Source organism: Vibrio sp. T9 (assembly GCF_003123985.1).
In the GTDB taxonomy this organism is placed as follows: domain Bacteria; phylum Pseudomonadota; class Gammaproteobacteria; order Enterobacterales; family Vibrionaceae; genus Vibrio; species Vibrio diabolicus.
The window spans coordinates 330,905-346,518 of record NZ_NIGY01000002.1; the positions used below are offsets into that span (position 1 = coordinate 330,905).

Annotated in this window: 12 protein-coding genes and 1 tRNA gene; 4 read left to right on the top strand and 9 right to left on the bottom strand. The window is 45.7% G+C overall.

Going from position 1 to position 15,614, the window contains the following annotated elements:
- Nucleotides 1–15 precede the first annotated feature (15 nt).
- Entirely contained in the window at nt 16–651 is a 636-nt protein-coding gene (gene dhaL / locus CBX98_RS05875; protein ID WP_005379705.1) for a dihydroxyacetone kinase subunit DhaL, read from the top strand.
- 1 nt (nt 652) lies between these two features.
- A complete protein-coding gene (gene ptsP / locus CBX98_RS05880) occupies nt 653–3,052 on the top strand; it encodes a phosphoenolpyruvate--protein phosphotransferase (protein ID WP_109168762.1) in 2,400 nt (799 codons plus the stop codon).
- 77 nt (nt 3,053–3,129) lie between these two features.
- Here the strand turns inward: ptsP and dhaR are convergent, their stop codons facing one another.
- The 6 genes from dhaR to CBX98_RS26270 all read right to left on the bottom strand — a co-directional run bounded on the left by dhaR (nt 3,130) and on the right by CBX98_RS26270 (nt 11,771).
- Nucleotides 3,130–5,055, bottom strand: coding sequence for a dihydroxyacetone kinase operon transcriptional regulator DhaR (gene dhaR, locus CBX98_RS05885; RefSeq protein ID WP_109168763.1), 1,926 nt, complete (start codon nt 5,053–5,055; stop codon nt 3,130–3,132).
- 148 nt (nt 5,056–5,203) lie between these two features.
- Nucleotides 5,204–5,734, bottom strand: coding sequence for an MltR family transcriptional regulator (locus CBX98_RS05890; RefSeq protein WP_109168764.1), 531 nt, complete (start codon nt 5,732–5,734; stop codon nt 5,204–5,206).
- A gap of 57 nt (nt 5,735–5,791) precedes the next feature.
- The gene (locus CBX98_RS05895) at nt 5,792–6,940 is read right to left on the bottom strand and encodes a mannitol-1-phosphate 5-dehydrogenase (RefSeq protein ID WP_109168765.1); all 1,149 of its coding nucleotides are present in this window, start codon (nt 6,938–6,940) and stop codon (nt 5,792–5,794) included.
- A 112-nt stretch (nt 6,941–7,052) separates the two neighbouring features.
- Nucleotides 7,053–9,005 carry a PTS mannitol transporter subunit IICBA gene (locus CBX98_RS05900; RefSeq protein ID WP_109168766.1) on the bottom strand — a complete coding sequence of 651 codons (1,953 nt, stop codon included), beginning with the start codon at nt 9,003–9,005 and terminating at the stop codon, nt 7,053–7,055.
- Nucleotides 9,006–9,618: 613 nt separating this feature from the next.
- On the bottom strand, nt 9,619–11,367 hold the full coding sequence (locus CBX98_RS05910; RefSeq protein ID WP_109168767.1) for a GNAT family N-acyltransferase: 1,749 nt from the start codon (nt 11,365–11,367) through the stop codon (nt 9,619–9,621).
- Nucleotides 11,368–11,504: 137 nt separating this feature from the next.
- Entirely contained in the window at nt 11,505–11,771 is a 267-nt protein-coding gene (locus tag CBX98_RS26270) for a hypothetical protein (protein WP_172605930.1), read from the bottom strand.
- A gap of 163 nt (nt 11,772–11,934) precedes the next feature.
- Here CBX98_RS26270 and CBX98_RS05920 point away from each other — a divergent pair, with 163 nt between their 5' ends.
- Nucleotides 11,935–12,654 (top strand): SIMPL domain-containing protein, encoded by a 720-nt coding sequence (locus CBX98_RS05920; protein WP_006742751.1) that lies wholly within the window; start codon nt 11,935–11,937, stop codon nt 12,652–12,654.
- Nucleotides 12,655–12,707: 53 nt separating this feature from the next.
- On the opposite strand, the gene CBX98_RS05925 is transcribed toward CBX98_RS05920, so the two are convergent.
- A complete protein-coding gene (locus CBX98_RS05925) occupies nt 12,708–13,757 on the bottom strand; it encodes a DUF4382 domain-containing protein (protein ID WP_109168768.1) in 1,050 nt (349 codons plus the stop codon).
- Nucleotides 13,758–13,986: 229 nt separating this feature from the next.
- Between CBX98_RS05925 and CBX98_RS05930 the strand changes: the two genes are divergently transcribed.
- Nucleotides 13,987–14,262, top strand: coding sequence for a hypothetical protein (locus tag CBX98_RS05930; protein ID WP_012841145.1), 276 nt, complete (start codon nt 13,987–13,989; stop codon nt 14,260–14,262).
- Nucleotides 14,263–14,356: 94 nt separating this feature from the next.
- Here CBX98_RS05930 and CBX98_RS05935 read toward each other — a convergent pair whose 3' ends face one another.
- Nucleotides 14,357–15,160 (bottom strand): MetQ/NlpA family ABC transporter substrate-binding protein, encoded by an 804-nt coding sequence (locus CBX98_RS05935; RefSeq protein WP_109168769.1) that lies wholly within the window; start codon nt 15,158–15,160, stop codon nt 14,357–14,359.
- A gap of 283 nt (nt 15,161–15,443) precedes the next feature.
- Nucleotides 15,444–15,519: transfer RNA gene (locus CBX98_RS05940), tRNA-Ile, on the bottom strand.
- Nucleotides 15,520–15,614: the final 95 nt, after the last annotated feature.

Sequence of the window (15,614 nt, forward strand, 5' to 3'; positions counted from 1 at the left end):
CAGGGGGGAGCAAACATGCAAATTGAAAAACAACATATCGTTCACTGGTTAGAGCTATGTGCAAAAACGTATCAAGAGAATCAAGATTTTCTGACCGACCTTGATCGTGATATTGGTGACGCAGACCATGGTCTCAATATGAACCGAGGCTTTAAAAAAGTCGCGGAAAAACTGCCGCAATTTGCGGACCAAAATATCGGCAGCATTCTCAAGAATACGGGCATGACCTTGCTTTCTAGTGTCGGTGGGGCAAGTGGCCCGCTGTATGGCACGCTGTTTATTCGCACGGCTGCCGCTGTCGGAACTCGAGAGCAACTAACGTTTGAAGAGTTGGTTGATGCACTAAAAAGCGGTGTGGATGGCGTGGTGTCTCGTGGTAAAGCGGAACTGGGTGATAAAACCATGTGTGATGTTTGGTTACCCGTTTTAGTTAGCGTGAAGGCGTCGTTAGAAAATGGCATGAGCGCTGACCATTTATTGAATGAAATGGTTGAGCTAGCAGAAACGAACGCGGTTGCCACGATTGAAATGTTGGCGAAAAAAGGGCGAGCAAGCTATTTAGGTGAACGCAGTATTGGTCACCAAGACCCCGGCGCAACCTCTTCTTTGTTAATGATTAAAGCACTACAGCAGGCAATAGCAGGTAATTAAGATGGTGGGAATTGTAGTTGTATCTCATAGTCGTCGCCTTGCGGAAGGGGTGGCCGAACTTGCCACCCAAATGACGCAAGGCAAAGCCAAGCTTGCGATTGCGGCTGGGATTGATGATCCAGAGAACCCGATCGGAACTGATGCTATTGCCGTGATGGAAGCGATTGAGCAGGCACATGATCAACAAGGGGTTGTTGTGTTGATGGATCTTGGCAGCGCGTTGCTTAGCACGGAAATGGCTCTGGATCTGATTGATGATCATGTGAGGGAAAATGTCACCCTTATCTCGGCCCCCATTGTTGAAGGGACCATGGCGGCGTCGGTGGCTGCTGCTGCCGGGCTACCTTTATCGACGGTAGTCGAAGAGGCACAGAATGCGTTAAGCGTAAAACGGGAGCACCTTGGTGATCAGCCACTAACATCCGCTGAGATAGCGCCAGTATCAGAGAACTTTGAGCAAGAACGGACATTTGATTGGGTAGTGCAAAATCCGCATGGATTACATGCTCGTCCCGCAGCGGCCATTGTTGGTGCACTCGCGCCTTTTGACTGCCAATTATGGTTGAAAAAAGGCGAGCGCCGTGTAAACGCGAAGAGCTTAAACAGCATTGCGAAACTTGGCGTTCGTAGCCAAGAGACGATCACGCTGTGCGCACTCGGACCTCAATCTAGTGAAGCAATTCAGGCATTTGAAGCCTTAGCTCATGAGCACTTCGGAGAAAAAGAGGCGGTTGAGCAAGGCATTATCGAGCCTGAAGAGAGCACGGATACTCTGCTCGATGATATGGCCTCAAGTCAGATTGAAGGTGCTGTTGTTGGTATTCGAGTCAATGACGGTATCGCAACTGCTCCAGCTGTCCTTTTTACCCATGAAATTCCAGCTGTGCCTGAACGTGATTTCCAAAGTGAACAAGATGAAATTGAACGGGTTAAGCATGCGATAGGCGTGGTTGTTCAACATTTGCAGGAGCAAGCGAAGCAGCCGAAAGGGGAAATATTTTCTGCTCATAGCATGATGCTCAGTGACCCAGAGTTATGGGCATCGGTTGAGGCGCGAATTCAAACGGGCATGATAGCCGAGCAAGCTTGGATAGAATCACTGCAAACGTTGGCCGAAGAGTTTCGCCAGGCAGAAAGTCAGTACATGCGGGAGCGCGAAGCAGATGTGCATGATATCGCACGCCAAGTTATGGTCGAAATGACAGGTGTAACGCCTAATGCCATCGACATTCAGGAACCGAGTATTTTGTTGGCCCGCGACCTGATGCCTTCTGATGTGGCCGGGCTTGATAAATCGAAAGTGCTTGGTATCTGTTTGAGTGAAGGAGGGAAAACCTCTCACAGTGCGATTCTTGCTCGTGCGATGGGGATTCCTGCCATCGTTAAAGCTCAGGGCTGCCTTGATGCTGTGCGTGCTGGTCAAGTGGTGACTATTGATGGCTTCCGAGGGCATTTATGGTTCTCTCCTTCAGATTCCGTACAGCAAGAATTAGAAGCGCAACAAATTGAGTGGCAAAGCATCCGACAAAGTGCACTAGCGAGAGCTCAGCAAGCCGCAGTCACCTGTGATGGTGTCCATATTCCAGTATTCGCCAATATTGGTGGACCGAAAGATATTGATGATGCACTAACATCAGGAGCTGAGGGCGTTGGTCTATTCCGGACTGAGTTTCTATTTCAAAACAGTGATGAGTTGCCGACTGAGGAAGCGCAATACCAAGTGTATCGTGATATTGCTGCCGCACTTGGTGATAAGCCACTTACGATTAGAAGTTTAGATGTTGGCGGTGATAAGCCTTTAGCCGCTTATCCTATGCCAGCAGAAGATAATCCATTTTTAGGTTTGAGAGGGGTGCGGTTGTGCCTTCAACATGAGTCATTGTTTACCGCCCAACTTCGAGCCATTCTGAGAGCCTTTCACGAGCAACCGAATATTCAATTGATGATACCGATGGTGGCTCAGGTTGAAGAAGTGAGAAAAGTAAAAGCGCTGTTGGCGCATCAAGCGAACCAACTCGGCTTGGATGCGACTCATTTGTCCGTTGGTATTATGATTGAGGTACCAGCTGCGGTGTTGAATGCTGATGCGTTAGCACAAGAAGTCGACTTTTTCTCTATTGGCACCAATGATTTGACTCAATATGTTATGGCAGCCGATCGAGGCAACGCCGCCGTTGCCGAATTGGTGAACTACTTTGAACCATCGGTACTAAAAGCTATTGAACTCACTTGTGCAGCAGGCGATCGCGCGGGCATACCGGTCAGTATGTGCGGTGAGATGGCTGGCGATCCAAATGCCACAGAAACATTGCTTCGCGTGGGGTTGCGAAAATTCAGCGCCAGTTCGAGTCTGCTACCGGGACTAAAAGCGCAGATTCGTCAGTTGTCTGTTGATGTTTAATCGACATCTTGTCGTTAGTACATCTATACCGGCGTGCTTACGCCGGTCTTGCTTTTGTTGTGGGACTCACTCTTGGCTTAATACAGCTTCATTTGTTCCTGCAGCCCAAACTTATTAATTTTTCTCCATAGGGTCGTGCGGCCAATTTGCAATGCTCTCGCCATATCATGCATTTTGCCATCACACTGATTCCAAGCCTGAACGATAGCTCTTCTCTCGGCTTCTTCTAACGTGATTACTGGCGTATTTTCTGCGGTATGGCGAGAATTCAGTTTAATGTCTTCAGGAATATCGTTCAGCTTGATTAAGTTGGAACTGCGGTTCAGCAAGATTCGCTCAGTTCGGTTTCTTAATTCGGAGTTATTACCTGACCAACGAAAATTCATCAACGCTTCCAGTGCGACTGGCTCTATCGAGATCGTCACATTGTGGCGGCGTTCATAATGGCTGATAAGCTGCTGGACGAGAAATTCAATGTCTTCTTTACGCTTTCGTAGTGGTGGAATATGTAGCTCGTTCGAGGAGATTTCATAATAAAGTTGCCGACCAAATGAGCGCTGAATTACATACTCGCTGATCTCTGAAGCGGTGCTGGTAATAAGTTGAAAGTCTACGGGGATCAATCGCAAACTGTCGCTGCGGCTGACGAGCCCAGTTTTTAACAACTTAAGTAGCACGGCTTGTAAATCGGGTGACAGATATTCCACCTTTTCCAAAAAGAGCGTACCGCCATGGGCGAGTTCAAACTTAGAGGGCATGCCTTGTCCCTCGTCGTATCCCAGGGTTTCTTTGACCAGTTGCTCTGTATTGATGGAGCGGCAGTTGAGCGTAATGAACGGCCCTTCTTTGTAGGTGCTTTCGTTATGAATCGCCATGGCGAGAGTGGCTTTTCCTACACCTTCTTCACCTGTAATTAGAATCGGTGATTTGGACTTTATGGCCCGTTTTGCCACGGTAATGACATGCTTCATTTTTCGTGAAATAACAGGCAAAGTACTGAACGTATAGCGCGCACTGCCACCTATTTGTTGTTGAGCAAGTTCGCGAATTTTATCGATAGGGTGCAAAAACAATAAGTGTGTGCCGTCGTTGAGTGGACGCAAGGTAATGATTGCCTCAACAAACTCTCCACGAACCTCTACCGTTGTGAGTTTTCGGTTGATGCTTGCACCCGACTCAATACTATTGAGGACATTTGGCGGGAAGCGTAAAACAGAAAAGACTTCTTTATCCAAGACCTGACTGGCTTCAATGTTTAACAAGCGCTCTGATTGATGATTTACCATCGTGATACGGCTTTCTTCATCCCAGGCCAGAAGGCCATCATCCATGCATTCTAACGTTGCGTTGTGCGCACAAGTGAGGCGGTTAATGTTTTCTTGTTCCGACTGAATATGGATTTGCAAACTGACTTCTTTCGCGCTCGACGCGATGATGACCAAGTTTTCTTTCTTATAGCTCTCTGCTTTTTTGAGAAGGCATGTTGTGCCGCGTAACTTGCCAAATTGGTCGAAAACAGGTGCTGCTACAGAGGTATAAGAATGTAAGTGGCGATTGAAATGTTCTGCTGCGAATACTTCACACGGGATATGAGTACTAATACAAAGATTGACCGCATTTGTGCCAATTTTTCCTTCAGATAGAAAACAGCCTTGTTTAATGCCGAGTACCTGCATCTCTTGTTGCATTGAGTCATGTCCCACAACGGAAAGAACGCAGCCGTTGCCGTCAGTCACCATCAATAGCAGGTCTTCGTCTCCTAGCATGTCGTAAGTGTCTTCAAGTACGGTCGTGGCGCATTCGATGAGGTGCTCGTTGCGTTTCATCAGAGATGAGAAGGTAAAGCCAGAGGCAATATGTGGCTTTGACCAGGTGTAAGGACTGCATTGCTTTATGCAACGCTCCCACGACTCAAGTACGGGAGTGCGGGAAAATTCTGGAGATACCCAATGGTGTTTCTGGAAAAACGCCCATTTGGTTTTAGTGTCTTCGATTGAAAGCATGCCATACCGTTTCAATACCAGCGATAGATTGGTCTGATATTACAGAGACATACGAATATGGACTGTGATGGCTTTCACGCACGTCATACAGAAAGGATACGCAAAGAAAAGAGGCTAGTAGAGAAGGCGTTCCTTGCCGGAGGTTGGGTTAAAAAGGGCTGTCCTTGCCCAGTTCATTGCAAATTTCGACAATGGCGAGCGAGAGACCTGATTTTATTATTTGTTGCTGGCGTTGAAGTTGGAGTTGATAAAACTCAAGGTCGATGTCGTCATCAGGTTCGTTGACTTCTAATTGCACCATGCCCATTTTCTTTACCAGATGCAGCTTTTTGATTGGCTCTAGAATATTTGGATCAGTGAACTCGTAGTCGGATGCATCGCTATTGAGTCGGTTTTTAAGCTTAATGATGTCTTCAATATCATGATAAATATCGTCTGGGAGGACGCCTAAGCCAAATAGGAGTTTCAAACGAACAGAGAGATCGCCCAGCGGTCCGGAGTCTTGCAGTAGGGGACCAACAACTGATTGCACGGCGAAGTTATCTTTACGAAAGATCCTTTGTATTAGCCCGTCGATGGAATCGTTGAACACATCGACTGCTGAAATAAAAAAGCCTCGTACCGATGGCGCGCTGTTTAATCGTTCAATGATCTCGGTTTCGTTGATGTTATCTGCCATATACTGAGTAACTGTTTAAAATTATATTTATGGGGAGCAGAGCTCCCCTTGATTCGATTAAAGCTGGTGGTAAATCGCTTCTATTTGAGCTACTTCAACACTGTCTTCAGCCAGACCGGTGTATTTTGCTAGCGTTTTTGTCACGCCAACCTCTTTTAATGAGGTTTGTAGTTCCACCGCTTGTGGGTCGGTGTCGTTGGTGTATTTCAACGCCGCCGCGATCCCTTTCAAAAGTGTTTTATTTTCAGTGCCATACTCGATTGTACCGAGTAATGGCTTCACTAATCTATCATTTGCACCCAATTTACGAATTGGTTGTCGTCCAACGCGATCCACTTCATCCACTAAATATGGGTTGGCGAAGCGACCTAGAATCTTTTCGATGTAAGCGTTGTGCATATCACGGTCGAAGCCGTAACGACGAATCAACACTTCGCCACTTTCCTGCATTGCTTGTTTTACTTCAGCATGAATGCTTGGGTCTTCAATTGCTTCACGAATGGTACGGTGCCCTTTCAAACAACCTAAATAAGCGGTAATGCAGTGACCTGTGTTTAGGGTGAACAGCTTACGTTCGACAAAGGCCATTAGGTTGTTGGTCTTTTCCATGCCTGAGATGTCAGGGATTTCGCCCTTGAATTGCTGTTCATCCACAATCCATTCACTAAAGCTTTCTACCGTGACTTCTAGTGGATCATCGTTGGCGGCTTCTGCTGGTGGCACGATGCGATCGACTGCTGAATCAACAAAGCCAACCAACTCGTCTGCCTTTGTGTGCAGCGATTCATCCAGATGTTTGTATACTTCGCCTTTTAGGTGTGTTGTGCCACGCACCATATTTTCACAGGCGATGATGTTAAGTGGCGCGTCATTACCAGCTTCAAAACGTTTGGCGATACCTTTCGCGATGGTTTTCGCGATGATATCTAATACGTTTGGACCGACCGCTGTGGTAACTAAATCGGTTTTGACGATGCGATCAATCACGTCATCACTGGCTGAGTTTACGGCTGTGACGTGGGTAACGGTGTCGATTTTGCACTCAGTACCGACCACTTTCACTTTGTATTCTTGTTTGTGGCTGAGCTGGTCTACCAACGGCGCATCAACGTCAGCGAAAGTGACCTCGACTTCTGCGTCTGCCAAGAGTTTACCGATGAAACCACGACCAATGTTACCTGCACCAAAATGAACTGCGTTTTTCATAATTCTTACCTACCAATATCTGAAAATGTTGACTTACGAAACTAGGGTGAGGCCAACCGCATAGGGGGTGACAGCTGACCTCATTTGCCTCAGGAGCAAATTAAAGGAGCAATTAAGCCGCTTGTTGACCGCCAAGGATGTTAAGAATTTCTTCTACATCGTTGGTGCTGGTTAGCTTCTCAATTGCTTCCGGCTCATCGAGCGCGTTCGTAATGGTGGTGATCACCAGGATGTGCTCATCGTTCTTAGCGGCAATGCCGATAACCAGTTTCGCGACATCGTCGTCATCTTCAGTAAATTGGATACCCGATGGGTATTGGCAGATTACAATGCCAGTTTTCTTCACGCGGTCTTTCGCTTCTACGGTGCCATGAGGAACCGCGATAGATTCGCCAAGGTAAGTTGGAACCAGCGCTTCACGCTCAAACATCGCGTCTACGTATTCTGGTTCTGCGTAGCCAAGTTCAACCAATTTGTTGCCAGCAAAGCGAATGGCTTCTTCTTTGTTGGCTGCTTTCAAACCTAGGTGAATGTTCTCGCGCTGGATTTGGAATACCGATGGCTGCTGTGGCTCAAAGCAGTCATCGTTCGCCGCCATGACTGACACTTTCACCATTTGGTCGTCATTGGCTGCGGATTGGTTTTGTGCTGCCAGTAACTTGGTGACTAGCTGGTTATACATTTCGCTGTCTAGGAAGTTCGTCAATGAAATGTGGTGTGCGTTTGGAGCATGCTTACGAGCACGATCCGTTAAGTCTTTATGAGTAATCACGATATCTGCACTCTCTGGTAAGCTGTTAATGGCAAGGTTGGTTACGTGGATGTTCAGACCTGCGTCTTGAACCTTTTTGCGTAGCATACTCGCGCCCATTGCACTCGAGCCCATGCCCGCATCACACGCGACAATGATGCTTTGTACTGTCGCTAGGTCTACGTCACCTTTGCTTTGGCTGTTTACCACCGCATCGTTTTTAGATGCAGATTTCATGTCTTTCATTTGTGATGTTGCTTTTTCTAGTGCTGCTTCATCACCGTCTTCTTCTGTTGACGTTTGTGTCTTCATTAGCAGTGCTGCTACGGCGAATGACACACCTGTTGCTGCTGCGATAGACGCTAGTACACCAACGATTGAACCTTTCTGAGTCATCAACAAGATTGCGAAGATTGAGCCTGGTGATGCTGGAGAAACGATACCTGCGTTAAACATAGTTAGAACGAATACGCCCGTCATACCACCTGCGATAGCCGCAAGGATTAGGCGAGGGTTCATTAGGATGTAAGGGAAGTAAATCTCGTGGATACCGCCGAAGAAGTGGATGATTGATGCACCACCTGCCGTTTGACGAGCCGTACCTTTACCAAACACCATGTAAGCCAGCAGAATACCTAGACCAGGACCTGGGTTCGCTTCGATCAAGAAGAAGATCGATTGACCAGTTTCAGACGCTTGCTGAATACCCAGTGGAGAGAAGATGCCGTGGTTGATCGCGTTATTTAGGAACAGGATCTTCGCTGGCTCAACAAAAATAGAAGTCAGTGGCAGAAGGTGCGCTGAAACAAGGAAGTTTACGCCTGCTGCCAATGCGCCTGAAAGCACTTTGACAAATGGACCGATAAGGAAGAAAGCCAAAATGGCGCACAGCATACCAATGATGCCCGCAGAGAAGTTGTTCACCAACATCTCGAAGCCGCTTTTTACTTTACCGTCGATGTAGTTATCGAATTTTTTGATTGCCCAGCCACCCATTGGGCCAACCATCATTGCGCCCATAAACATTGGGATGTCGGTACCGACGATCACGCCCATGGTTGTTATTGCACCAACGACCGCGCCGCGATCGCCGCCCACTAATTTACCACCGGTGTAACCGATCAGTAGTGGCAGCAAGTAAGTGATCATAGGACCAACCATGGAAGCTAACGTCTCATTTGGTAGCCATCCGGTTGGGATAAATAGAGCAGTGATAAAGCCCCACGCGATAAACGCGCCGATGTTAGGCATTACCATGTTTGACAGAAAACGACCAAAATTTTGTATCTTGATCTTGGCATCTGGTGATATCATAACAATTCCCCGTTCGATGTTCTGATGAATATGTTGTCGTAAACGGTTCGCCAAAACCGCTTGTTTGATTGCTTAGTACCCAATCAATTTACCACACATTTTCCAATTGGAACTGACGACGGGTTTTTCGTGATCAACCCCCGCATTTCTTCGGATGAAAAGCATTTTTTAAGTGATGATGATCAATTAATTGATATGTAACTTAATAACAAAAAATGACTTTCAAATCTGTCAATAAAAATATTAGTGATCAATTCGATCCTCTGACAAATATAAAATCAAAATTCATTGTGATTAAGATCACCTTTAATTTCTTTTTCAATTCAAATTAAATACTCGAAATGATCAATGTCACATTTTGTTTGAAGTCAGGTTTGATTAGAAATGTGATCTATGACTATTTTGAAGTTTTGTGAAAGTTTATAACGTGAACGTTTGTGCGATGTTGGCGTTTTGTGGATTAAAGCTTGAGATGACTGGCCTTTTTGCGATGAGTTTAACTAAACACTTTGTTTTTAATGTCTTATGGGTAAATAACGCATCACGCTGCTCGCGTTGTGTTGTTTAGAGCGATTTTGAGCAGCGCGATACCTCCTACGTTTTTAGACGACGGTTAATGGTTCAGAGCTAAATACTCGCGCGCGTTTTCACTGCCCATGTAACGTGCAAGCGTTTTCTCAGGCACATCGCGTAAATCCACCATAATCAATCCATCCAGTGCGTTGTTAAACGCCGGATCGACGTTAAAACACACCAACTTACCATTCAAACTCAAATATTGGCGCAGTAATACCGGAACGCCTTTGCCTTCGTCAATTCGAGCGATCACGCGAGATAGCAACTGTAAATCTCCCAATGCGGTTAGCATGCTGGTATTCCAGTTTAAGTTGGTTTCTGGCAGTGGATTTGACGGAGTGACGTATTCGGCGCAGTCGTTGTCGTAGTGGTGTAGGGTCATCGATTGTGCCAGCAACTGACGCGCGGTATGGCTGTAATCGTTGCTGATGCTCACTGGGCCAAACAAGTGCGTGTATTCGGGATGTTGATGGACAAAAGTCGCTATGCCTTTCCAGAGTAAGAGTAGGGCACTCATGCTTTTTTGATATTGCTCGGCAATCACAGAGCGACCCATTTCAATCGACTTGCCCATTTGATCGAGAAAGCCTTGGTCATAGTTGAATAAGGTGCGCGAATACAATCCTTCTACGCCATATTTCGCCAATAATTGATCAACTAATCCAAGACGGTAAGCACCTACCATGCATTGGTTCTCACGATCCCACACAAATAGGTGCAGGTAATCATGATCGAAATGATCGATGTCTATCGCTTGTCCAGTCCCTTCGCCAACTTGACGGAAATTATGTTCTCGCAAGCGGCCAATTTCATGCAGGAGAGATGGGATCTGCTGCGCGCTGGCGCAATATACGTCGAACTCGCCACTTTGAAGCAATTGGGTTTCTGTCGGTAAGCTGTGCAGCTCTTCAAGCAATTGGCTTATGGGTAACCCTGCTGCAATAGGTAAGAGATCATTGTCTGAGACCGTTTGCTGAGTGGCACTTACATCGCGGTTAAGCAGGTAGGTGTTAAGCCTCAGATAATTGACGATCTGATCATCGTTGAGGTTATTGAGTTCTTTAAACTTGATCGCTTGCCCAAAGGACAATTCAATGGTTTTCGCGCTCTTATTGAGCAGCTCTCTTCCCAACATCAAGGTGCGTAAAAGAGGGTGTATTTTACCTGCCATGTAGAAGCGTTTTGAGTTCTGCCCACGAATGAAGACGGGAACAGTGGCGGCTTTGTTCTTACGAATTAACGCACTGACACTGCGGCTCCATTCTTTGTCTTCTAAACGCTGTTGTTTGGCATCCACTAACTGCGACACTTCACCCGCAGGGAAAACCAATAACAAGCCGCCATTCGCAAGGTGTTTGTTGGCTGCTCTGAGGGCCTTCATATTCGATTTGACGGCGTCTTTGCCTTCGAATACGTCGACACCAATAAAAAGTTGGTCGAGCTCTGGTACGGTTTTTAGGTACTGATTCGCTAAAATTTGGATATCGTCTCGTATCATCAATAGTAGCTCGGCGAGAATCACGCCTTCAACACAACCGAGAGGGTGATTCGCCACAATGACGGTTGCGCCTTGCTTTGGCACTGCGTCGAGCGAACCATGGGCAATGCGATAGTCGATCCCCAAAATATCCAGCGTAAATCGCAAGAAAGTTTTGGTATCCGCATTCACGGGGCGTTGGGCGTAGAATTTATCGAGCTGACTCAAACCTGTTGCCCATTCAGCAACGTTTTCACCAATGCCAAACGGCGTTTTACGAGGGAGACGAAAAGGGGTCGAACTATCCATATTTACCTCAGCGTACAAGTGGCTGATCGGATAGTAGAAATTACAGATGACAGTTCAGAGGCAAATCCATGAGCCTTTGGTGACAAACTGGTGAAGCTTTGTTGACCAAAGGCGAAGGGGATAGGAACGCCTTAGCGTTACGTTTTGTCGCCAGCAAACATCAGGATACTCAGAGAGTTGAGCGTTTCACCGAGACTTTCTAGTGAGCTCAAGACCTGTTTGGTCGGCTCATTGTCTAGCAGAATGCGACCATCAAAGCGTTTCCCTTCGCATTGATCTTCATCGCACATACCCACTTGGGGTTCTTGTGTTGAGTTGTCATCCATTACTAAGTCGTCAGTACTCAAACAAGCCGTTGAGACAAATAATCCGCTCAGAACTACCAGCCATTTTATTTTCAACATAATCTTAAAACTCACAATAAAACACTGTTCAATTGTAATTTATTCTATTCACCATTTCGAACGATATGACAAAAACTTGGCTTTAGGTCGCCATTTTCTGGCCATAGTTGAGCTATGTTATCGATACGACGAATTGTTACTTTTGGCGAAATTAGGAGGATGAATGGAGAAGATTTCCAATAGAGCGTCAATATGGCTCGGGCTGTGTCTGATCATTGGTTTAGGAGTATTGGGCTTTTTTATTCAGCAAACGGCAGTCAAATACAAAGCCTATGAGCGAGTGGTAACGGTGAAGGGATTGTCTGAACGAGAGTACTCTGCCGATACAGTGATCTGGCCAATTCAGTTCACCTTAGCGAGTAATGATATGGGGGCTATGTTTGATGACATCGATCAGCAAACGCGTTTGATTCTGGATTTCTTAAGTGCCAAAGGGCTCCCTGAAACGAGCGTTTCCCTTTCTTCTCCTGCTGTCATTGACCGAAAAGCACAGCAATACGGGAGTGAGCAAGATATCGAGTTTCGTTATTTAGCCTCGCGGACCGTTACGGTTTATAGTCAAAGTGTCGATGTGGTTCGAGCGGCAATTAATGAGATTGGTGAGCTAGGAAAACAAGGCGTACTGCTGAATCAGGACCCGTACGCGAACCGCATTGAGTACAGCTTTACTAAGCTAAATGATGTAAAGCCAGACATGATTGAAGAGGCGACCAAAAACGCCCGCGAAGTGGCGCAAAAGTTTGCCAAAGACTCGCAGAGTTCACTGGGTAAGATCAAACGTGCCACGCAAGGGCAGTTCTCGATTTATGACCGAGACAGCAACACGCCTTACATTAAGAAAGTACGAGTGGTCTCAACCGTTCAGTATTACTTATCGGATTAAAATAATAGTCAAAAAGCCGCTCTTCGTGTGAGCGGCTTTCGATAAGACGAGAGCTATAGGATAGGATTAATATCTTGCTCTGTATGCTCACCTTCGACCACATCAACAGGTGTGTAATGTTGATAAATCAGGAAGCCATCTTCTGATGTTTCATGGTTATCTGGTGTATCAACATACGCGGTACAGGTGTACCCAATACTGTAGGTGCCTGGGCCAATGTAACCAAACTCGTAGCTGTAGGTTGTATTGCCTTCATCGTCTTGCGATTCATTCACGTTAGCTACTGCAATTGGAGCTTGGAGTGGTTCCATCGCGCCCATATCGCCCATGGTTGAGCGATCCATCGAACCTGCGTAAAGATAGACTGAGTGAACGGCAGGAACGTCATTTATTGCATTTGATGCTGCACTGTCTGCTTCACACGCTTGATACTGAATTTCACTGACTTCACCACCGATATGACCTGATTCTGATGCGTTTACTAAGCTTACCGCATTAGAGTTCATGTTCATGTAATCTTTGCCCGTTGGATCTGCCAGGCCTTTACGCAAATCAAACTCGACAACATAGCTATTATGACCAGTATGAACTTTTACATACTGACCTTTTTGCGAAAACTTCAAGCGACCTTGATCGCTCGTATCTGGTTTAAAACCAAAACAGCTGCCTCGGCTAGGCACAACTAAGCCTTTGATGTTGCCGTCTGTCTTCTCTACGTATGACAGCGTTGTATCGTTTAATTGTTTGCCGTCTTTAGCGTACACACACATAGCATAGTCACCAGGAGCGATGTCTTGCTCGCTAATGATCGTTTTAGCGTTACTTCCCTGATATTCCATTAGATCAACTTGGTGTAGTGCTCCATTGTCACTAACATCTAACAGAATATGTTCTCCAGTTTGTTCGCCAGTTTCTGGGTCAAATGGTACAAGGACAACATCTTTAAACGCTAAGACGACTTTGTTGGCATCGTCGACAGGCGCATCGGAAACGCTGAGAGAAAAAGTGGCTGCTTCTGTATCGGATGAAGAGTCGTCGCTACCACAGCCCGTCAATAAAAGACCGCCTGAGATGGCAAGTAAAGGGTAGGTATATTTTTTCATTATGACCTCTTGTTTACACTGCTGATAAATGTAAAAGGCTAGTCTCAAAGTCGAGAAATGATGTCATTGTATTGTGATAGAGAGGTCAATCTTCAATGGCGTTATATACAAGTCCTTTTTTATAAAACTAAGTTCTTAACTGTGATGAGGGGAGTTTGATAATAGTCAAGCTGGCTTGTTTCTTATGAGCGTAAGTTAGTATGACTTACTGCTAGAAGGAATTAGTATCATGGCATACAAGCACTTTATTAGAGAACTACTGGGTTTAGCGATTGTTGTTTCTGTCGTCTTTGGTGTTTTAGGTGTGATGTTAGAGCTCTTTGCACTGACGGCACTCTGGGAGCATCAGCAAGCGATAGCCGATGTATTCTTCCATGAATCTCTCTACTTTGTCGTATTTTTAATCCCACCATACTTCCTTTGGAAGTTGATTAACCGCCCTGAATTGGTTTCTGCGGACCAAGCTTATTTAGCAATGAAATTAGAGGCTGAAAGTCGACAATAAGCCGATTGAGTGAGGAGTGAAAAGAAGAGGCTATGAGAAAACATTAGCCTCTTTTCTATCTGATTCGTGGGCAAAGTATTCGTTGCTTTATTGATTAAAAAGCTGCTTCTATTGTGCCTTTGAACGTACGATCGAGATAATCACGAATTGCTTGAGATTGGTAAATAGAAACGAATTTTTTATACGCTTCATTATTTTTGTCTGCGTCACGAGTAGCGATGACCATGACGGCCAGCGGTGCGTCTTTTGCTTCAAGATAGATACTTTGTTTCTTCGGGTCTAAACCAGAAGACATTACGTAGTTCATTGTGATCGCAGCCGCGTCTACATCATCCAATGTTCGTGGTAACTGGGCGGCATCTACCTCGACAAATTCAAACGACTTTGCATTTTTTGTAATATCAGTTAGGGCGGATTTGTGGCCAACACCTTGTTTAAGCTCAATTAAACCTGCATCGGCGAGTAGCAATAGACCACGACCACCATTAGTTGGATCGTTTGGAATTGCTATGCGTGCATTGTTTGGAAGCTCTTGTAATGAGCGATACTTGTTAGAATAAAGCCCCATGCGCATCAGAATGGATTGACCAATCGACACTAATTGGGCGTCATGACTATTGTTGAAGTTGTCTAAAAATGGTTGGTGCTGATAGCTGTTAATGTCGATGCTACCATCACTAAGCGCGGCATTGGGTGTCACGTAATCAGAAAACTCGATGACTTCTACATTCAAGCCTTGCTTCGCTGCTTCCTTCGCTACTGCTTCAACTACTTGAGCATGAGGCCCTACGGTTGCTCCCACTTTAATGACAGAGTTATCTTTTTCTCCACAAGCACTTAAGCCAACTACTGCCGTGAGAACCAAAGCTAGTTTCTTTAGGTGACGAATACTTTTCATTGTAACTCCATTTTTGTTTTAGACGTCCATACGTTTACATGTCCATCCTATCAGAAGTCGAAAAAGGGTCAATGGTTTAAATAGCGAGCAGACATTTTGTTTCTACGACTATATAGAAAGATTGGTAATAAGCGAAAAGAAAGAGAGGGTAGAATCGAGGAAGATGATAAGTTTGAAGTTGTTGAGGATATGAGCAACGAATTACTACACTCACAACTGTACCCAAAGTCAGCAGACACAAAAAAGGCGTAGTAGGTACTAACCTGCTACGCCTTTCAAAATTTGGTGGCCCCTCCCAGACTTGAACTGGGGACCAATCGATTATGAGTCGACTGCTCTAACCACTGAGCTAAGGGGCCTTAATAGGACAACGATTATAGGGGAAGCGTTGCAAGGTGTCTAGATACCAACTAGGGCAATTGCGCTTAGTTTTTATCCACTTAGAACAGTAGAT